14 protein-coding genes and 4 pseudogenes are annotated in these 18,938 nt (G+C 71.6%); 9 read left to right on the top strand and 9 right to left on the bottom strand.

From position 1 onward, the window contains the following. Positions 1-479 precede the first annotated feature (479 nt). Both ACFV9M_RS36705 and ACFV9M_RS36700 read left to right on the top strand, forming a co-directional pair. A complete protein-coding gene (locus ACFV9M_RS36705; protein WP_385074258.1) occupies positions 480-1,337 on the top strand; it encodes a helix-turn-helix domain-containing protein in 858 nt (285 codons plus the stop codon). Between the two features lie 231 nt (positions 1,338-1,568). Then, positions 1,569-1,760 carry a DUF397 domain-containing protein gene (locus ACFV9M_RS36700; RefSeq protein ID WP_385074256.1) on the top strand — a complete coding sequence of 64 codons (192 nt, stop codon included), beginning with the start codon at positions 1,569-1,571 and terminating at the stop codon, positions 1,758-1,760. Between the two features lie 329 nt (positions 1,761-2,089). Here ACFV9M_RS36700 and ACFV9M_RS36695 read toward each other — a convergent pair whose 3' ends face one another. Beyond that, positions 2,090-2,593, bottom strand: a complete 504-nt coding sequence (locus ACFV9M_RS36695) for a glutathione peroxidase (RefSeq protein WP_385074253.1) — start codon at positions 2,591-2,593, stop codon at positions 2,090-2,092. Positions 2,594-2,773: 180 nt separating this feature from the next. Between ACFV9M_RS36695 and ACFV9M_RS36690 the strand changes: the two genes are divergently transcribed. Then, on the top strand, positions 2,774-4,084 hold the full coding sequence (locus ACFV9M_RS36690) for an MFS transporter (RefSeq protein WP_385074250.1): 1,311 nt from the start codon (positions 2,774-2,776) through the stop codon (positions 4,082-4,084). 88 nt (positions 4,085-4,172) lie between these two features. On the opposite strand, the pseudogene ACFV9M_RS36685 reads toward ACFV9M_RS36690, so the two are convergent. Both ACFV9M_RS36685 and ACFV9M_RS36680 read right to left on the bottom strand, forming a co-directional pair. Beyond that, positions 4,173-4,613: pseudogene (locus ACFV9M_RS36685) on the bottom strand (MarR family winged helix-turn-helix transcriptional regulator); the annotation flags it as partial. A gap of 97 nt (positions 4,614-4,710) precedes the next feature. After that, a pseudogene (locus tag ACFV9M_RS36680) lies at positions 4,711-5,014 on the bottom strand (LysR substrate-binding domain-containing protein); the annotation flags it as partial. A gap of 304 nt (positions 5,015-5,318) precedes the next feature. Here ACFV9M_RS36680 and ACFV9M_RS36675 point away from each other — a divergent pair. Both ACFV9M_RS36675 and ACFV9M_RS36670 read left to right on the top strand, forming a co-directional pair. Further along, positions 5,319-6,491 carry a M20/M25/M40 family metallo-hydrolase gene (locus tag ACFV9M_RS36675; RefSeq protein ID WP_385074324.1) on the top strand — a complete coding sequence of 391 codons (1,173 nt, stop codon included), beginning with the start codon at positions 5,319-5,321 and terminating at the stop codon, positions 6,489-6,491. Positions 6,492-6,529: 38 nt separating this feature from the next. Further along, on the top strand, positions 6,530-7,072 hold the full coding sequence (locus ACFV9M_RS36670) for an HAD domain-containing protein (RefSeq protein ID WP_385074321.1): 543 nt from the start codon (positions 6,530-6,532) through the stop codon (positions 7,070-7,072). 103 nt (positions 7,073-7,175) lie between these two features. On the opposite strand, the pseudogene ACFV9M_RS36665 reads toward ACFV9M_RS36670, so the two are convergent. The 3 genes and pseudogenes from ACFV9M_RS36665 to ACFV9M_RS36655 form a co-directional block, all read right to left on the bottom strand. After that, positions 7,176-7,376, bottom strand: a pseudogene (locus ACFV9M_RS36665) (alpha/beta fold hydrolase); the annotation flags it as partial. A 77-nt stretch (positions 7,377-7,453) separates the two neighbouring features. After that, positions 7,454-8,770: a PP2C family protein-serine/threonine phosphatase gene (locus ACFV9M_RS36660; protein WP_385074248.1), complete on the bottom strand. Its 1,317-nt coding sequence runs from the start codon at positions 8,768-8,770 to the stop codon at positions 7,454-7,456. A gap of 446 nt (positions 8,771-9,216) precedes the next feature. After that, positions 9,217-10,293 (bottom strand): STAS domain-containing protein, encoded by a 1,077-nt coding sequence (locus ACFV9M_RS36655; RefSeq protein WP_385074245.1) that lies wholly within the window; start codon positions 10,291-10,293, stop codon positions 9,217-9,219. A gap of 485 nt (positions 10,294-10,778) precedes the next feature. On the opposite strand from ACFV9M_RS36655, the gene ACFV9M_RS36650 reads away from it, so the two are divergent. Further along, positions 10,779-11,174, top strand: coding sequence for a CU044_2847 family protein (locus tag ACFV9M_RS36650; protein ID WP_385074243.1), 396 nt, complete (start codon positions 10,779-10,781; stop codon positions 11,172-11,174). 152 nt (positions 11,175-11,326) lie between these two features. Beyond that, positions 11,327-15,541 carry a trypsin-like peptidase domain-containing protein gene (locus ACFV9M_RS36645; RefSeq protein ID WP_385074240.1) on the top strand — a complete coding sequence of 1,405 codons (4,215 nt, stop codon included), beginning with the start codon at positions 11,327-11,329 and terminating at the stop codon, positions 15,539-15,541. Between the two features lie 51 nt (positions 15,542-15,592). On the opposite strand, the gene ACFV9M_RS36640 is transcribed toward ACFV9M_RS36645, so the two are convergent. Beyond that, positions 15,593-16,039 carry a hypothetical protein gene (locus ACFV9M_RS36640; RefSeq protein ID WP_385074237.1) on the bottom strand — a complete coding sequence of 149 codons (447 nt, stop codon included), beginning with the start codon at positions 16,037-16,039 and terminating at the stop codon, positions 15,593-15,595. Positions 16,040-16,208: 169 nt separating this feature from the next. Here ACFV9M_RS36640 and ACFV9M_RS36635 point away from each other — a divergent pair, with 169 nt between their 5' ends. Further along, positions 16,209-16,421 carry a hypothetical protein gene (locus tag ACFV9M_RS36635; RefSeq protein ID WP_385074234.1) on the top strand — a complete coding sequence of 71 codons (213 nt, stop codon included), beginning with the start codon at positions 16,209-16,211 and terminating at the stop codon, positions 16,419-16,421. 413 nt (positions 16,422-16,834) lie between these two features. Here ACFV9M_RS36635 and ACFV9M_RS36630 read toward each other — a convergent pair whose 3' ends face one another. Next, the gene (locus tag ACFV9M_RS36630; RefSeq protein ID WP_385074232.1) at positions 16,835-17,710 is read right to left on the bottom strand and encodes a DUF6083 domain-containing protein; all 876 of its coding nucleotides are present in this window, start codon (positions 17,708-17,710) and stop codon (positions 16,835-16,837) included. Positions 17,711-17,942: 232 nt separating this feature from the next. Between ACFV9M_RS36630 and ACFV9M_RS36625 the strand changes: the two are divergent. Continuing rightward, positions 17,943-18,050: pseudogene (locus tag ACFV9M_RS36625) on the top strand (IS5/IS1182 family transposase); the annotation flags it as partial. Between the two features lie 92 nt (positions 18,051-18,142). Here ACFV9M_RS36625 and ACFV9M_RS36620 read toward each other — a convergent pair. Next, positions 18,143-18,478 (bottom strand): hypothetical protein, encoded by a 336-nt coding sequence (locus tag ACFV9M_RS36620; protein ID WP_385074229.1) that lies wholly within the window; start codon positions 18,476-18,478, stop codon positions 18,143-18,145. Between the last annotated feature and the right edge of the window lie 460 nt (positions 18,479-18,938).

Here is an 18,938-nt window from a genome sequence, read left to right as displayed (position 1 = left end):
CAGCCGGTACGGTGCGCACAGCCCGTACCACCCGTAAGACCGGTACCACCCGTAAGACCCGTAAGACCGGTACCACCCGTAAGCCCGTAAGACCCGTAAGGGTGCATGGCCGTGTGGACGCATGGCCGCCGCCCGTACGACCCGCAGAGCCCGTTCGGGAGCCGCGCGACCGCGCGGGGCGGTGAAGCCGTACGTCCTCCGGGACACACGGCGCCACCGCCCCGCGCGGACGCATGTCGGGCGGAAGCAAGGGTGGGAAAGCGAAACGGGGAGGGCGGTGGCGGAGGACGGTGGCGGGAGGCGGTGGCGGGAGGCGGTGGCGGGAGGAGGTGGCGGAGGGGTGCTGGAAACGCCCAAGTGACGTGTACCGGCCGCATATCCACCGTTTTCCAGCGGTAGTGAGCACCTTGGTGGCAGTCTGCTCAACAGCAGATACGCAAAGTGTCAATGACAGGCATGCAGCCGGAGGTGCACGTCCCGTGGCGTCCAATGTCAATCCCACCGTCCGGCGGCGCCGGCTGGGTCAGGAGTTGCGCAAGCTCCGCGAGGACAAGGGCATGACGGCCGAACAGGTCGCCGACCGCCTGCTCGTGTCCCAGTCGAAGATCAGCCGCCTGGAGAACGGCCGCCGCAGCATCAGCCAGCGCGACGTCCGCGATCTGTGCGGGGTCTACGAGGTCGAGGACCAGCGGATCGTCGATTCGCTGATGCAGATGGCCAAGGACTCGCGTCAGCAGGGCTGGTGGCATGCCTTCGGGGACGTCCCCTACAGCGTCTACATCGGTCTGGAGACGGACGCGGCGAGCCTGCGCGTGTACGACCCGCAGGTCGTGCCCGGCCTGTTGCAGACCCGTCAGTACGCCGAGACGCTGATCTCCGGGGCGCTGCCGGAGACCGCGCCCACGGAGATCGAGAAGCGGGTGCAGGTCCGGATGCGGCGGCAGGAACGAATCAGCGCCGAGGAGAACCCGCTGCGCCTGTGGACGGTGATGGACGAGGCCGCGCTGCGCCGCGTCGTCGGCAACCGTTCCCTCATGCGGGACCAGTTGGAGCACCTCGTCGAGCAGTCCCAGCTGCCGCACGTCACCGTGCAGGTGATCCCCTTCGACATGGGCGCGCACCCGGGGCTGAACGGCCAGTACGCGATCCTCGAGTTCCCCGACGCGTCCGACTCCAGTGTCGTCTACATCGAGGGCGTCACCAGCGACCTCTACCTGGAGAAGCCGAACGACGTGCAGAAGTACAGCGTGATGTACGAGCACCTGCGGGCCCAGGCGCTGAACGTGGACCAGTCCCGCCAGTTCATCGCCGACATCGCGAAGGACTACGCCCGTTAGAGCGCTCTTGCCGGAAAAGCGCCGCACAATACACCGTCACCCGGCCGGGATGGAAGACCCACTTGGAATATGCCAACCGGTCGAGTGAATAGTCGCTTCGTAACCGGGGGTCGGCGAGTAGCGTCGATCACGCCACCGGACAACACCGTTGGCGCAAACCGTGCCGTGGGCCCGCAGTCGTGCCCCGCGTACGGCGACAGCAACTCATCTCACTGGCAAAGCGGAGCGAAAATGGCAATTCGTCAGGGCAGCACGGACACGTGGACCAAGTCCTCCTACTCGACCGGCAACGGCGCGTGCGTCGAGGTCAAGTCGCCGGTCGTCGCGGCCATGGCCGTACGGGACTCCAAGGTCCAGGACGGGCCCGTGCTGGACTTCCCCGCCGACGCGTGGAACGTCTTCGTCGCCTCGGTCAAGGCGTAGGGCGGGGATCCTCCCGACCCCCGCCTCACGGCGGGTTCCCTCGGGCCCCTCGGGTCCCGTCGGGCTGACACAACTTCACAAGCACCACCGGAGCCCTCTCGACTAGCTCGCCGTCCTTGCCGAGGGGGCTCGGCTGTCTCCAGATCGGCGCCCCGTGCACCGGCCGCCCGTTCGGCCGCCTGCTCGGCGCCCCGGTCGGGGGTCCGGCCGGCGGTCCGGTCGGTGGTCCGGTCGGTGGTCGTCCTCCGTCACCGGGCGGCCTTCTCCGCCCGGCGGGGAGGTCGCTCCGCCCTGCCCAGGGGCAGGGTCGAGCGGCGTGCGCACGGCGCTCAGTCCAGCTGGCCCTCGATGGCGGCGACGACCTCCGCGGACTCCGGCTCGGTCTGCGGCGAGAACCGGGCGACGACGCTGCCGTCCCGCCCGATGAGGAACTTCTCGAAGTTCCAGCGGATGTCACCGTCGTGGCCCGCCGCGTCCGCGAAACCGACGAGCCGCTCGTACAGCGAGTGCCGGCCCTCCCCGTTCACCTCGACCTTCTCGGTCAGCGGGAAGGTCACGCCGTACGTGGCCGAGCAGAACTCGGCGATCTCCTCGGCGGTCCCCGGCTCCTGCCCGAGGAACTGGTTGCAGGGCACCCCGAGCACGGTGAAGCCCCGGTCCGCGTACCGCTCCTGAAGCCGCTCCAGGCCCGTGTACTGCGGGGTCAGACCGCACTTGGACGCCACGTTCACGATGAGGACGGCCCTGCCCGCGTACTGGGCGAGCTCGGCGGACCCGCCCTTGAGCGCACCGATCTCGACGTCGAGGGGGGAGGTACCGGTGTTCGTAGTCATGCCCGGATGCTAGCTCCGGAGACCGGCCGGCCGGGGGCGGCGGGCCCGCCCGCCCCTCGCCCCGACCCCTCGCCCCGACCCCTCGCCCCGACCTGTCGTCCTGGCGTGCCGGCCCCGGCTGCCTTTCGCGCGCCCGCGAAACAATAACCACCGGCGGCGCCCCCGCCCGAGACTTCGCGCATGACCGGCTACCGACAACTCTTCACGACACCGGAGTTCAGGCCCCTCCTCCTCTCCTCCGCCGCGCACACCGCCGCCCATACGACCGCGGGCCTCGCCCTCGCCACGCTGGTCTACCGGGCGACGGACTCCCCGCTCCTCTCGGCGGTCAGCATGTTCGGCCCGTCCCTCGCCCAGGTCCTCGGCGCGACCCTCTTCCTCTCGGGTGCCGACCGCCTTCCCCCGAGAACCGCACTCGCCGGTCTCTCCGCCGTCTTCGCCGCCGTCACGGCCGTGCTGGCCGTCCCCGGCCTCCCGGTCGCCGCCGTCTTCGCCGTGGTCCTCGCGCAGGGCCTGGTCGCGGCCCTCGGCGGCGGTGTCCGCTGGGGCCTGCTGCACGAGATCCTGCCCGAGGACGGCTACCTGCCCGGCCGTGCGGTGTTCAACATGATGAGCGGCCTCACGCAGATCGCCGGCTACGCCACCGGCGGCGCCCTGCTCACCGCCCTCTCCCCGCACCGGGTCCTCCTCCTGGCCACCCTCCTGTACGTGACCGCCGGCGCCACCGCCCACCTGGGCCTGGCGGCCCGACCGCCCCGGGCCGCCGGCCGCCCCTCGGTCGCGGCGACCCGGCGCACCAACGCCCGCCTGTGGTCCTCCCGCCCCCGCCGCCTGCTCTACCTGGGGCTGTGGCTCCCCAACGGCCTGGTCGTCGGCTGCGAAGCCCTCTTCGTGCCGTACGACCCCGGCGCCGCGGGCACCCTGTTCGCGTGCGCGGCGCTGGGCATGCTGGTCGGCGACCTCACCGTCGGCCGCCTGCTCGCGCCCGCCGTACGCGCCCGCCTGGCCACCCCCCTGCTGCTGCTCCTGGCCGCGCCGTACGCCTTCTTCGCCCTGCGCCCGGCCCCGCCGCTCGCGGCGGCCTGTGCCGCCCTCGCCTCCGTCGGCTTCGGCGCGAGCCTGGTGCAGCAGGAGCGCCTGATGGCCCTCACCCCGCCCGCCCTCAGCGGCCACGCCCTGGGCCTGCACTCCGCCGGCATGCTCACCCTGCAAGGGCTCAGCGCGGCCCTGGCGGGCGGGGTGGCCCAACTCACCTCACCGGCGACGGCGATGACCGTGATGGCGCTCGCCTCGATCACGGTGACGGTGACACTGGCGATCGCGGGGCGCGGCGGCGATGGCCGCGGCGGCAGCGGCCACCGCGACAGCAGCCGACCTCCCGTCCCGGACCGCACGGGCGATCCGGGCCCTACGGGCCCTGGGGAAGCTACGGGGCCTGCAAGCCCTACGGGGCCTGCAAGCCCTACGGGGCCTACGGGTTCGAAGGGGTGACCTCGGGGCTGGTGGGGCCCGTAGGACTCGTAGCACCCGTAGCACCCGTAGCACCCGTGGGACCCGTAGCACCCGTAGGACTCGTGGGACTCGTGGGACCCGTAGGGTCCGTGAACACCTCGGGGACCTTGTTGTCGAGGACGACGCGGGAGAGGAGCACGGCGAGCCGGTCGCGTTCGGCGCCGGTGAGTCCCGACGGCAGGGCCGCGATCCGCCGGCCTGTCGCGTCGTAGAACTCCCGGGCCAGCCGGGCGCCTTCCTCCGTGAGTCCGACGCGCACCGCCCGCCCGTCCCGCGGGTCGCCCTCGCGCCGCACCAGGCCGCGCTGCACGGTCCGGTCCACCAGCCCGGTCAGACTGGACTTGGCGAGCCCCAGCATCTCCCCGAGCTCACTCATGCCGTACGGCTGAGGGCGCAGGACGCACAGCAGCTGCCCCTGCTGGGGGGTGATGCCGAACGCCCGACTCGACTCGGCGTACACGGCGTTCACCAGGAAGGTCGACCGCACCAGCGCGGTCACGACCCCCATCTGCTCACCTGCGGCTCTGCCCATACGGGAAGCGTAACCGGGCGCGTGTGCCGGTCCTGAACACGCGTGTGCGGGAGTGAAGGGAGGTCGGGGGAGGTCAGGTGAGGTCGGGCACACGGTTGTGCAACAGGTCCCGCAGGGTGAGCGCCGACGGCAGCGGGGTGGCGGGCAGGGCGGTGTACAGGGTGCGGCGCAGGGCGGGGTCGGTGAGGCGGCACAGGACGAGTTCGCCGGGGACGGCCCGGGCGGCCAGCGAGGGGACCAGTGGCCACGCCCAGCCCGGCGGCCACGTAGCCGAACTTCCCGGTCCACTCCGCGATCCGTATGACCTTCCGCGGGGTGAAGCCCGCTCGGGCGCAGGCGTCGGCGAGCATCGTGGGGCGGTCGCCGTACGCGCTCTGCTAACGACCCCGTCTCGGCCACGGCCACCAGCAGCCGCAACGCGTCGACCTCGAACACCGCTCTCCCCTCCGCCCGACCCCCGCGATGACAGCAGCCTTCCCTTCCCTCGACCCATTCCTCCGACGCATCGGTCCCATGCGATGTGGTCGCTGGTGGAATGCCGTGCCCGCCCCTAGCGTCGAAAGCGGGGCGGTGGCGCCCGGCGCGGGGGAGCGGGCGCCTCCTCCCGCCCGCCATGGACCCGATGCCCCCCGGACGCCGGGGGCGGGGAAGGGAGACGAGAACCCCATGCTGTTGCCGACGATGCTCGCGGACCTGGAGGAACTGGTCGTGTGCGAATCCTTCTCGGCCGACCACGCGGCGGTGGGGCGCAGCGCCGAGGTGGTCGGCGCGCTCGGCGCGAGACTCCTGGGCGCCGAACCGGAGACGATCGTCGTCGACGGGGTCACCCACCTGCGGTGGACCTTCGGCACCCCGCGCGTGCTGCTGATCGGCCACCACGACACGGTGTGGCCCCTCGGCTCGCTCCGTTCCCGCCCCTGGTCGGTGACCGACGGGATCGCCCGCGGCCCCGGGGTCCTGGACATGAAGGCGGGGCTGGTGCAGATGTTCCACGCCCTGGCGTCCCTGCCCTCTCCGGACGGGGTGTGCGTCCTGGTCAACGGGGACGAGGAGGTCGGCTCCCCGACCTCCCGGCACCTCGTCGAGGAGACCGCGCGGCGCTGCGCCGCCGCCTTCGTGCTGGAGGCGGCGGCCGACGCCGAGGGCACCCTCAAGACCGCGCGCAAGGGCACCTCGCGGTACGAGGTGGTGGTCCACGGCAGGGCCGCCCACGCCGGCCAGGAACCCGACAAGGGCGTCAACGCCGCCGTCGAGGCCGCCCACCAGGTGCTGGCCCTGACCGACCTGGGGTCGGCGGTGCGCGCGGACGCCACCCACCCCGTACTGGGCGCGGCGACCGTCACCCCGACCCTGCTGTCGGCCGGCAGCTCCCGCAACACCGTGCCGGCGCTGGCACGGGTGTCGGTGGACGTCCGCGTACCGACGGAGGCGGCACAGCACCGCGTCGACGAGCTCGTACGAGCCCTCGCGCCCCGCACGCCCGGGGCACGCCTGGAGATCCGCGGCGGCGCCGGACGGCCTCCCCTGTCACCGCACTCCTCCGCCGCCCTGTTCGCCCTCGCCTGCCGCGTGGCCGAGGACCTCGGCCAGGAACCCCCGGGGAACACCGCCGTCGGCGGCGCCTCCGACGGCAACGACACCGCCGCGGCGGGCTGCCTCACCCTGGACGGCCTGGGCGCCGTCGGAGGCGGCGCCCACGCGGACACCGAGCACGTCGACACCACGCGGATGATTCCCCGTACCCGCCTGCTCGCCGGCCTGATCGCCAGGACCATGACCCTCGACCGGCCCGCGCCCGCCGACGCCCCGCTCCAGGCTGCCGATCACCAGGGCGGAAGGAGCGAACGGAGGTGAGCGACGAAGGGCGGGACCCGGCCGTGGCGCGGCGCGCGGTGACCGGTTCGGCCGGCGCGGAGCGCCCTCTCCTCTTCCTCGACGTCGACGGACCGCTCATCCCGTTCGGGCCGCCGTCCGGCCGCCCGCGCGGCACCCCCGCCGCCCCTCCCACGGCGTCCTCCGCCCCGGAGAACCCCCTGCTGGAACGCCTCGACCCGGCCGTCGGTCCACGCTTGTTGGCGCTGGGGTGCGAACTGGTGTGGGCCACGACATGGATGGACGACGCGAACGAGGCCGTCGCTCCGCGCATCGGCCTGCCGCCCCTGCCCGTCGTCAGGTGGCCGCGGACACTCACCGACGCGGTCCCACGCGGCCTGCACTGGAAGACCCCCCACATCGCCGCGTGGGCCGGCCCCCGCCCGTTCATCTGGGCCGATGACGAGATCGGCCCCATGGACCGCCTCTGGGTCTCCGGCCGGCACGAAGGCCGGTCACTGCTGCACCGCGTCGACCCCGCCGAAGGCCTCACGGACGCCGACTTCGCCGCCTTCGCGCACTGGCTCCGGCGCGTGACACCCGACGAGCCCGGAGCGGCGTAGGAGGAGAGGCGGCGGGCAGCCCGGGGTCACGGACCGGTACCTCGACCGGGCCAAGAGGTCGCGAGGCTGCCGTTCGGCGTGCCGGACAGGGTTTCCCGGCCGGTCACGCGGCGCCGCGGTCCCTGGCCGGGCCGGGGGAGTCGACGTTCTCCATGAAGCTCAGCATCCGGGCGTTGAGCAGGTCGGGGTGGTCGATCGCGGGGCCGTGGCCGGTGTCGGCGACGATCTCGGCGCGGGCACCGGGGATCAGGCGCGGCACGCGCTCCACCTGCCGCTCGGGGTGGACGAGCAGACACGGCACGCCGGACGTGCGAACCCGCTTCGGGCAGGTCCCGGAGCGCCGCAGGCGGTGGAGCGGTGCGCGTGACGGCACCGGTGGCGTCAGGCGCGCCACTCCACCAGGAGCAGGGTCGCGTCGTCCGTGGTGTGTCCGCCCCGCGCCCGCTTGAGCGTGTGGGACAGGGCGCGCGCCACGGCCCGGATGCCGCGGCCGGTGGTCTCCAACTGGTTCACCCAGGCGATCAGCTGGTCCTCCCCGAACTCCTCCTGCCCGCTCGCGTGCTCCTCGATCAGTCCGTCGGTGAAGCAGAGCAGGCGGTCCCCCCGCTCCAGCTTCATCTCGCTCATCTGCGGCTCCGGACCGGACAGGCCGACCGGGAGGGTCGTCGGGCCGGTCAGCCGGAGTGTGACGCGGTGGTCCCGGACGAGCATCGGTGGCGGGTGTCCGGCATTGACCCACTGAAGGTGTCCCGTCGTGGTGTCCAGCCGCATCATCTGCGCGGTCACGAAGTGCTCGGGGCCGAACTGGTCCGCCACGGCCCGGTCCATGAAGGCGTAGATCTCCGCCAGTCCGGTGCCGGCGCGGCGGGCGTGGCGGTAGGCGCCGATGGTCACGGTGGCCATCGTGGCCGCGTTCAGCCCGTGCCCCATCGCGTCGATCATGGCCAGGTGGAGGACGTCTCCGTTGAGGGCGTAGTCGAAGCTGTCACCCGCCACGTCATAGGCGGGTTCCAGGATCCCGGCCACGGCGACCCGAGGCATGATCATCGCCAGCGGCGGCAGCAGGGACCACTGGATCTCCGCGGCGACGCTCATCGGTTCACTGCGCCGGACGCCGAAGAAGAGGTCGGAGTAGCCGTGCTTGGTCACCAGCAGGTCTGCCACCAGGCCGGCGACCCGGCTGAGCAGGCGGCGGTCGTGGTCGTCGACGGCGTCCAACGTCACTGCCATGACCCCGACCTGGTCGCCGCCGTCCAGCAGCGGCAGGTGGACCCGCACACCGTCGTCCTCGGACCGCTCGGACCGCTCGGACCGCTCGGACCGCTCGGACCGCTCGGACGGATCGGACGGATCGGACGGGTCGGACGGGTCGGACAGCTCGGGCGGTTCGGGCAGCGGTTCGGGCAGCGGTTCGGGCAGTTCTATGGGGCGGGCGTCGAGGAAGCAGCGGCCCGCCACGGAGTCGTCGATCACCTGCGGTTCCCCGCCCATGAGGCCCTCGCCGGGCAGGGGGACGAGCAGCAGCTGGCCGTAGTCCTGCAACAGCACCTGCGGCCGGCGGCCCCCGAGCCGCTCCAGCACGTCGGCGACCAGGGGCCCGATGAGATGGGGCGGCAGTTCATGCGCGCGATCGAGGATCACTCCCAGCAGAGCTTCCCCGAAGCTCTCGGAGCGGTCCGCGCGCCGTCCGGCCGACATCCCCTCACCCGCCGTGGTCGGCGACGGGCGGGTCGGTGGAGCGGGGCGGCGAAGGGGCTGCCGGTGTCCGTCCGCCGCGACCACCCGCCATTCCCCGGCGTCCCACGGTGCCGCGGTCCACGGTGACGGCAGGCGCCTCGGCCGGAGTCGTACCGTCGGCAGGCTTGGCGAGGGCGTCCATCGTGCGGTCCCGTCCCTGGCGGTTTCCGGCTGCCCGTGTCCGTCACTCGCCGGTAACGGCGCCGCCGTGGTCGTGTGCCCGAAAGCTCTCGGTACGTGCCAGGCTACTCCCGGCCGTGGCGGACGGCGCGGCGCGCGGACACCGGACGATCACGTGGCCGCAGGTCCGTACGGTATCCGGCGTCCGTCCGGCGTCCGGCGTCTGTACGGTGTCCGGCATCCGTAGGGCGGGCGAGTCGCGCGGACCGCGAGGAGACTCCGCCTGATCACCGGCCTGCCGGGGGCAGCCCTTCGACGGGCAGGATCAGCAGGCAGGGGGTGACGGGACCGGGCAGCCCTACGACCTCTCCCATGTTCCGCCAGCCCCACGACGAGAAGGCGGCCTGTGCCGCCCGGTCGGCGGGATGGAACAGGGCGACACCGAGGGTGCAGTGCAGTTCGGTGAGCAGACGCCGTTGCAGACGGCGGGCGATGTCACGGCGCTGAGCGTGCGGACGGGCCACGACCTGCGTGAGGACGACGAACCGGGCGCGGGAGGTGAGCCGTCGGATGCTCTCCTGGAGCGCTTGGTCGACCCCGCGGCGGCCGGAGCCGTCCGAGCCGTCCGAGCCGTCCGAGCCGTCCGAGCCGTCCGAGCCGTCCGGGACGTCCGGGACGTCCGGGCCCAACGGAAAACCGAAGGCGCAGCCGACCAGCACCGTCGTCTCGGCGACCAGGAGCGCGAAGCCGGGCCGGTGGGCGCTGACCGCCAGGTGGCGCAGGAAGTCGCCACGGTCGTGATGCCCCTCGCCCGCGGTACCCGCGACGGACTCCGCGGCCAGGTCCGCGATGTCCTCGCGCACCCCCTCGGCCTGCCAGCGGCTCAGCCGGCGAAGGCGTATGCCGTCCTCGAGGAACGGCGGGTCCGACCGGCCCGACCGGCCCGACTGGCCCGACCGGTCCGGCCGGTGACCGGATTCCCCGGGCGGCGGTGTCCCGGGGCTCATGAGGCCGCCGGGCACGGCGGGCGGCACGCTGCTGGTGGGCGCTGCGAGGAGCAGCGAGGTGGATCCGGTGGCCGTGAGGAGCCGGGTGATCTGCGCGCACGGGTGGTGCAGCCGCAGGGAGGCGTGAACCCGGCCGGCGCGCTGTGACGCCGACAGGAGGACGTCCAAGCCCCGGGCGTCGCAGGAGCCGACCGTGGTCAGGTCTACGTCGATGACGGTGACGCCGTCCCGCAGGCACTGCTCCAGGGCGGCCCGCAGCAGCGGTGTGGTGGCCGGTCCGATGTCACCGGCGAGCGTGACGAGCGTCCGCTCCCCTCGGTTCCGCCGGTGGATGTCCAGCCGGGAAAGGGCGGTCACGCCTCCACCCGGCCGGGGCGTGGACGGATGCGGGTGCCCGGCACCGGCCGCAGCCATGAAGACCTTGCGTGGAGTCGGTTCGACCGCGGTGGACATGGTGCACGACCCGTCTCCGCGCCGGCCACGCGGGCGGGCGGCCCGGGGGTTCGTCTCTCGCCGAGGACGACTCGGCGTGGCGGCCGGAGTGCGTGATGCCCTCGGTATGTCAACCGTACGCCGACGACGACCAGGATGTTCGCGACCCGCATCCGGTCTCCCTCGCGAGGACGGAAATCCTCCCGTGCGGGCGCTCGTTCCGTGCGGGCGCCCGCTCCGCGCAGGCGCCCGCTCCGGCGGCCCGGTGGACCCCGGCGCTCATGGCACCTCCACCGGATCGCCACACCGGGTTCGTCAACACCCTCTGACAGATGGGGAGTTGAGGTACAAGATGGATCGTGCGGGACAGCGGGACCGACAGCGTGCGGGCGTGGACAAAGGGGGAAGCGGTGGCCTATCTCGTGGAAGTGCCGGTCAGCGGGGCGGACGGGGCGGAGGAGACGGTGAAGGTCCAGATCGAGGCGAACGGGGACGGCCTGGTCAGGGTTGCCAGACCGGGACAGGTCGTCGCGCGGGCCACTCGCTCGTTGGGCGAGATGGTGGCCGCGGTCAGACCGGTCGCCCAGAACTTCGTCGACGGCTTCCAGGACATGGTCCGCACGCCCGACGAGATCAGCGTCGAGTTCGGCCTGGCCCTGTCGGCCGAGGCCGATGTGGTGATCTCCAGCACCGCGGCGCAGGCCAACTTCAAGGTCGCGCTCGTCTGGCACAAGCCGGCCGCCGAACCGACGGGCGCTTCACCTGAACCCACGGGCGCCTCGGCGGGAGACGAGCCCGCGCCGTGACGGCGAGCGGGCCGGGTCGGGCGACGCCGGAACCTTCCGGCTCTCCCGGCCCCTCCGCCCCCTCTGGTTCCTCTGGTTCCTCAGGTTCCCCCAGTCCCCGTGCCTCGGCGGTCGATGCCCCCGACGCGGGCATCCACGCCCTGGACGCGGCCGTGCTCCAGATCCGGGACCTGCGGGGCGAGCCGGTGGGCCTCGGTTTCCTGGTCACCGACGAGCTGGCCCTGACCTGCGCGCATGTCATCAACGCGGCGCTCGGCACGGCCCCGGAGACCGAGCCCGCCGGCCATGCCCGGATCGAGGTGACGCTCCCCCTGCTCCGGGCCCCGGCCAAAAGCGCGCCGGACGGTGCCGTGGCCGGCGCGCCGCACGTCACGGCGAGTGTCGAGCACTGGGTTCCCCCGCAGCCGTCCGGCGCCGGAGACGTGGCCGTGCTGCGCCTGAGCGCCGTGGTGCCGGGCAGCCGGCCCATCCGCCTGGTGGACGAACCGGACGTGTGGCAGCACCCCGCGCGGGTGTTCGGTTTCCCCGCGGGCCGCCCCGGGGGTGTGTGGCACTCGGCCCGGCTCCGCGCGCGGCAGGCCGACGGATGGGTCCAGGCCGATATGGCGGAGGGCGGCTACCGGGTGTCCGGCGGCTTCAGCGGCAGCCCGGTGTGGGACGAGGAGCTCCAGGGCGTCGTAGGCATGATGGCGCTGGCCGAGGAGGGCGAGCCCCCGGCGAGCTATCTGATCCCGGCGGCCGGTCTGCTGGACGCCTGGCCCGCACTGCGGCCCTTGGTGCTGCCGCCGTCGCCGTTCCGGCGGCTGTCGGCGTTCGAGGAGGCCGACGCCGCGGTCTTCCACGGCCGCGTGGCGGAGTCCGACGCGGTCGCCCGGATGGTCGCCGCCGAGCGCTGGACCGCGATCGTGGGCCCCTCCGGCTCGGGCAAGTCCTCCCTGGCCAGAGCCGGAGTCGTACCGAGGCTGCGGCCGGACGGCACCTCGGTGATCGTGCTGCGGCCCTCGGCGGGCAGCACCCCGACGGCCGGCCTCGCCCTGGAGCTGCTGTCGCTGCTGGAGCCCGGCCTGTCCGAGACGGACCGGCTCGACCGCGTCCCCACGCTCACCCGCGTTCTGGTCAGGGAGCGCGGCCTGGCCGATGTCGTCCCGCGGTTGCTGAAGCGGCAGGGGAGCCGGCGGCTGCTGGTCGTGATCGACCAGTTCGAGGAACTGCTCGCGCGCGAGGCGGCGGCCGTCGACGATCTGGCCGGGGTGCTGTTCGACGAGACCCTGCCGGACACGGTCCGCGTACTGACCACCCTGCGGGCCGACTTCCTCGGCGCGGTCCTCGCCCACCCGCGCCTCGGACACGCGTTCGACGGGCGGAGGGCGTACGCCCTCGGCCCGATGCACACCGACCAGCTCCGCGACATCGTCACCCTGCCCGTGGACGCCGTCCCCGGCGTGCGCTACGAGCCCCACCTGGTCGACCGCATCCTCGAGGACACCGGAGCCGAGCCCGGTGCGCTGCCCCTGCTCGGCTTCGCCCTCGACCAGCTGTGGCGGGAGCAGCAGCAGACCCACGGACGGCTCACCCACGCGGCGTACGAGAAGATCGGCGGCGTCGCCGGCGCCCTGCACGACCACCTCGTCAAGGTCTGGGCCACCCATGTCGCGGCGTCCGACGAGGAGGCGGCGCGGCGGCTGTTCACCCAGCTCGTCCGTGTCCCCCTGGAATCGGCCGGTGTCACCCGGCGGGTCGTCACGCGCGCCGAACTGGACGACGCGGAATGGCGCGTCGCGCAACAGCTCGCCACCACCCGCCTCCTGGTCACCGGCCGCGACGCCGCCGGAACCGAGACCGTCGAACTGGCCCACGAGGCCCTCATCACCAGCTGGGACAAGCTGGCGGACTGGGCCGCGGAAGACCGTTCCTTCCTGGTCTGGCGGGAGTCCCTGCACCACGACAGGCGCCGCTGGGACGACGGCGGACGCCCACCCGAACTCCTGCCCACCGCCGCCGCGCTGGCGAGCGCCCAGCCCTGGCTGGACGACCGAGGAGCCGAACTCACCGCCGCCGAGCACGAGTACCTGGCACTCGGCCGCGCACATCACCGTTCGCGCACCCGCAGGCGCCGGGCGCTCAGGTCGGGCTTCGGCATCCTCGTCGTCCTCGCGCTGCTGCTCGGCACGATGTTCGTGTACGCGCGACAGGAGAGCCGGGAACGCCAGGCACTTGCCGACTCCCGTTCCCTGGCCCAGTTCTCGCAGGACCAGGCGGAGTTCGACCCGGTGCTGTCGGTGAAGCTGGCGCTCGCGGCGTACGAGACCGCGCCCACGCAGGAGGCGCGCAGCCAGCTGCTGCGGCAGTACCTGACCTTCTCGGGCTCCACCCGTGTGCTCTCCGGCCTGCTGGGAACGGTCGAGCAGTTCCAGACCAGCCGGGACGGCGACGTCGTCTTCGCCAGGTCGACGCTGGGCCGCGCGACGCTCTTCGTGCGTTCCCTCACCGGCACCGTGCGCAGCGAGCATTTCCCCCGCAAGGCGGTGAACAGGGTCATGGTGTCGGCCGACGGCAGCCGGGTCGCGTTCGTCTGCGACGACGGGACGGCCGGCTGGTTCGAGGTGCGCCCGGCCGCCGACCGGCTCATCGGCACGGTGCACGAACTGCCCGCGGTGGAGGACCTGCTCGTCTACACCTTCGAGAGCAGGAACGGGTTCGCGATGTCCGCCGACGGACGGGTCGTCGCCGTCCGCACGGAGGACGGCCTGGTCTGGTGGGACCTGGACCGCGGCACCGTCGGCGGCAGGGTTCCCGCCCCCGCGGGCCTCGGCGGCAAAGTGTGGCTCGGCCAGGACGGCCGGAGCCTGCTGCTGGAGACGTCCGCCTACGACGGGGACGACTTCCGCGTCGGTCTGGCCGTGGTGGACGTGGCCACCGGCAGGAGCCGGACCGTCGTGCGCGACGCCGACGAGGTCATGGTCTCGGGCGACCGGTCGTCCGTCGTCGTCTGCCGCGACGGCGACCCGGCCCCGTCGTTCACCCTGCTACGGATCTCCGACGGCGCACAGCAGGGGCGTCGCCACGACGGGGAGGCCCACTCCGGCTGCGGGATCCAGGGCGTCGACACGACCGGGCGCCGCATCGCCACGGCCGACGGGGAGACCCTGTCGCTGCTGGATCTCTCCCGGGGCGAGCTGATCAGCGAGGCCACCCGGCTCAGCGGCGTCACGGCGACCGCGTGGGACCTCGTGTCCAGCGGCGGCGCACTGTTCGTCGCCGGGCACAGCGACTCACTGATCAGCTACGTCGAGCTGCCCACCGAGCCCAACGTCCTCGACGTGAGCGAACAGAGGCTCAGCGCGGACGGCCGCAGGATGATCAGCCTCGTGGACGACGGCGCGAGCCTCCAGGTCCACTCCGTGACGGCCACCGCCGTCGACCCGCCGATGGCCGAGGCGAGCCGTCCGCGACCGTACTGGTACCCGAAGAACACGTACCAGCTCGTGCTCGACCCGGCCCGCACACTCCTGGCCGACTGGGACGCGGAGAACACCATCTCCGTCCGGGAGGTGTCCACGCTGCGGCAGACGGCCCGGATCACCGTTCCCGAACCGCCGTCCACCTCCGACTTCCACTACTTCTTCGACCGCAGCGAACACCTCGTGACCGTCTCCGGGACGAGGGTGCAGCAGTGGGACGCGCGCACGGGCAGGGAACTCGCCCACTTCGACATCAAGACCGTCATCGCCGGGAGCGGCAGCGCGCGGACTCCACCGCAGACGCACGTCGCCCCCTACCCGGGGGACAACCAGGTGGCCGTACTCCTCTGGGGCGACCGCACGGTACGCGTCGTCGACCTCACGACGGGGCGCACGAAGACGACCGTGAAGGTGCCCGTCGACGCCGTCGCCACGCAGTTCGACCCCAGCGGACACTACTTCGCCGTCCTGCGCAGCGGCGGCATCGTGGAACTGTGGCGGCGCGACCCGCTGCGCAAGGAACTGGGGCCGCTGCGCAGTGTGGCCGAGAACTCCGAGAAGCCGTACGTGGCCGGATTCATCGACGGAGAGGGCGGCTTCGCCGTGGCCGCGAACAGCTCCGTACGGATCTACGAGGTCGGCAGCCGCATCTACCGCGAGTCGTACGACCTCGGCCGCGCGCCCTCCAGCAGCATCCTGGTGGACGGTTCGTACGTCTTCCGGGACATGACCCCGGACGGCAAGTCCGTGATCTACCAGAACTCGGACAACACCGGCGGGCCCTTGCGCCTCGACCCCGCGCAGTGGCGGCGCGAGCTGTGCGGCGTGATCGGCGACCAGCCCTTCACCGCCGACGAGAAAGCCGGCCTTCCGGTGCGCGTGCCGACACGACCGGTGTGCCCCTGACCGAGGCGTCCCCCGGACCGGCCGAGGCGCTCCGGCGTACCCGGCCGGCTGTCAGGCCACCTGGCCGTCGCCGGCCTCTCTGTGCATCCCCGTGCACAGTGCCCAGACGACGAAGACGTTGACGGCCACCAGCGCCAGGGCCCACAGCGGGTAGTACGGCACCCACAGGAAGTTGGCGAGCGCGCCCAGCCCTGCCACGAACACACCGAAGAAGCGCGCCCACAGCGCTCCACTGAGCACCGCGCACCCCGCGAGGACGAGGACGACGCCCAGAATGAGGTGCACCCAGCCCCAGCCCGCCAGGCTGAACTCGAACACGTAGTGACGTACGGCGAGGAACAGGTCGTCCTCGGCGATGGCCGCGATCCCCTCGAAGATCGCCATCACCCCACCGAAGATCATCAGTGCCGCCGCGAAGACGGTGGTTCCGGATGTCGGCCCATGCCACGGGCGCGGGTCGACGTCGACCGACCCGGGTCGGGTGGCGTCACTGGACATGTCGGCCTCCTGGGGTGGCAGAGCCCTCCGGTCAGCCGAGCATCCCGGACCGGCTCGAACTCGCATCTCAGCGTGGCACGACGGCCCTCCGTCGGCATTCCGAAGCCGTGCCGCACGAGCCCACCGCCCCGAGACGGCCGGACTGTAGGGTCCCTCAAAGGGGGGAATCATGGCTGATCCGGCTGATCCGGCTGATCGCGGCTGGTACGACGACAGTGACTACCACGAAGCGGCTCAGCGGGCCGAACGAGCAGCCCGGTTCGGCTGGTCAGCGATCGGCTGGACCGCGGGAGCGCTCGGCTGTGTGCTGATCACCATCACCGCTCTCTGCGCAGTCGCGGTCATCGTGGGTCTTTTCGTCGTAGTGGCAAGCAACTACTGAGCTACCAGTCCCGCCATGCATCCGTGATCCCGGTACGGCCGATGCCTCGCCTCGCGGCGGGACAGGAAGGCATCGCTCGCGGCGCATGCCCCGACCGTGAGTTCTCTCAGGCTCTGACACTCCCCGCTGCCGTGCCGCACGATCTCCAACCGCGGTGGGGACGAACTGCGTCCCCTGCACGACAGCCGTGCAGCCCCCGGACCCGCCATACGGTTCGGGTCGCCGATACGGCCGGAGCAGCGACCCGCCTGTGTAACGGAGCAGATCCTTCGGCGGGTCGTACCGGAGCAGTGGTCTTCACACGTGGTGACCCTATGGCGGTGGGGTGGGCCGAAGCGTACGCGGCGATGGCCGGCTGACCGGAGGAGGGAGGAGCCAAGGACTCCACCGATGCACCCATGTTCCGGCAGTGATCAGAAGGGCGGCCGGTAAGGTTTCGGCTTCGGTGTCGGCGATTCTTCCGGATACCCCTTCGGACGGCGGATGTGGTCGATATGAATGAAGGGGTCGAATCTCTCCCAAGCGCTCGCAACCATGGCCGGGACTTCCCGGGAGCCGTGCAGTTCGCAGCGCTGGTCTCGCCAACGGGACTGTCCGGCCCAGTTCAGGGATTGCAGTGAGTACACCATCATCGGAGTGCCGACGAGATGTGCGCTCAGGGTGTTGCGACCTGAGTCGGGAATGGGATGTTCGATCCAGAATCCGGGGTCCCCCTGAGCCAGTGTGTAACGGCATCGTTCACCCGCTTTGGTCTGCGCGACGCACTGAACATCGGAGATCGCCCCCTCCGCCAGGTAGAGGAGGCTGAGAAACATCACCACGTGCCGTTCTCGGGGTGGGACCGTAGCCGAGGGCTGGGACGCATCTGCGGGATGCAGATCGGGAACCCAGCCCCGCTTCTCGATGAGGGTGTTCATCTGGGCCCGATAGCGCAGCAGCACATCACGGAGCAGCCCCTCGGGGCGCAGCGTCGGGTCGGCTGGGCACACAGCGGGGTGGGCGATGCGGCAGACGGCGGACCCGTCCCAGGCGGCGTAGGCCACCCCGCCGTATACGTGCCAACGCTGTGACATGGGGATTCGGTCAGCCGGAAAGGAGTGGGGGACGAGCGGGACGCCGATGTCATTCGTCCGTTCGAACCATTCGACGAGGTTGCCACAGTACTTGCAGGGCTTCTGCTGACCTTTGCGCAACAGCCGTGACGGGCTGTTGTCATGAATCCGGATCCGCCGTGAACTCCAAACGTTACTGACTGAACCGTCCCAGTTGCGCTCTGATCCGTCAGGCACAGCCAGAGTGAACCAGATGCCAGTACCGAGCCGTGCGGAAAACAGGAAAATTCGCCCACGGAGAGGGCAGGGCCCTCAGTTGGGGCGGGGTTGTCCTGAGGGCGGAAACGACGTCTTACGCACGCGTGTGGCAGGGCTCGAACAAGAGTATGCGGCTGCCTACTGTAAGGGGTGTCGGGCTGAGAGGATCTTGCCGTGCCTGGTCTGATCACGGCGTTGAAGGCGTCCTGTCCTGACAGTTCCGTTCACCGGGCTGAGCCCGCGGCAGTTCGGCAAGCTGATCACCGCGCTGCGGCGCGAGGGTGCGGACCCGATCGGTCATCGGAGGTCATACAGGCTGCGGGGAGGCCCATCAGGGCCGGTGTCGATCGGCCGGCGGTTGCTGGGGTTGCTGGGGTTGCTGGGGTTGCTGTACGTCGCTGCTGTACCGCATCACAGAACTACTCGGGACTCCGTCTCAGGACTCCCCTGCCGCAACACGACATGTGCCGGCCTGAACGGCAGACTGCGGAGGGTCGGCTCCATGACCTCGAAGAGCGCTTGGGCGTCCGCTCCATAGGCGTAGAGCACGGCTTCACCTCCGCCGAACTCGTTCCCGTCGACCTCGCCGACTCCCGCCTTCTCGACGGCGGCGGCCATGGCCCGCTCAGCACCGAAGATCGCTTCGCGCTCGGCATGCGAGCCGTACTGGTCGCCACTCAGGCGGTAGTGGGCGATAACGGCTTCTTCCGGCGTCTCCGCTTGGGGAAGATCAAAGAGTGTGTCCATGCGTACAAGATCCCACCAGCCTCTGACAACGCGCCCCTACTGTGCCTGCCGCAGCGTTCGACGGCGCACGCTTCCCAACTGTGGTGGTGGGCTCGGGGGCCACGGATGGGGCCGTTCACCCGCGCTCATGGGCGGCCGGTCGTGAGAGCGGCTACCGGCTTCGGTCCCGCCTGAAAGGCCCTGAATCTAGCCCATATCACCTTCGGGGAGGTGTTGGCGAGGTAAGGCGATCCATTCGTCGCGCATCTCGAAGAGCGCAGCGGAAACCAGCCGGATGGTCCGACAACGCAACAACCAAGATCCCCACCGGCAACATCTGGATGGAGCGCGAACCGGAAGTCGCGTACTGCCGCGCCCTCTTCGGTCAGGGGGCTGTCGAAAAATAACTCCTCGGTTTCTGAGTTCTGTTGGCTCGTAGGATGCTGGTGTGGCGGAGGGGATCGAGGCGGGGCTTTCGGAG

This window comes from Streptomyces sp. NPDC059895, assembly GCF_042731035.1.
Lineage (GTDB): Bacteria > Actinomycetota > Actinomycetes > Streptomycetales > Streptomycetaceae > Streptomyces.
This window is presented reverse-complemented; position numbering and strand designations above follow the sequence as displayed.

Coding starts and splice junctions, on each gene's coding strand:
- ACFV9M_RS36620 (WP_385074229.1), bottom strand. CDS start 18,478: ATGGACACACTCTTTGATCTTCCCCAAGCGGAGACGCCGGAAGAAGCC.
- ACFV9M_RS36690 (WP_385074250.1), top strand. CDS start 2,774: ATGACCGGCTACCGACAACTCTTCACGACACCGGAGTTCAGGCCCCTC.
- ACFV9M_RS36675 (WP_385074324.1), top strand. CDS start 5,319: ATGCTCGCGGACCTGGAGGAACTGGTCGTGTGCGAATCCTTCTCGGCC.
- ACFV9M_RS36695 (WP_385074253.1), bottom strand. CDS start 2,593: ATGACTACGAACACCGGTACCTCCCCCCTCGACGTCGAGATCGGTGCG.
- ACFV9M_RS36635 (WP_385074234.1), top strand. CDS start 16,209: ATGGCTGATCCGGCTGATCCGGCTGATCGCGGCTGGTACGACGACAGT.
- ACFV9M_RS36700 (WP_385074256.1), top strand. CDS start 1,569: ATGGCAATTCGTCAGGGCAGCACGGACACGTGGACCAAGTCCTCCTAC.
- ACFV9M_RS36640 (WP_385074237.1), bottom strand. CDS start 16,039: ATGTCCAGTGACGCCACCCGACCCGGGTCGGTCGACGTCGACCCGCGC.
- ACFV9M_RS36660 (WP_385074248.1), bottom strand. CDS start 8,770: ATGTCGGCCGGACGGCGCGCGGACCGCTCCGAGAGCTTCGGGGAAGCT.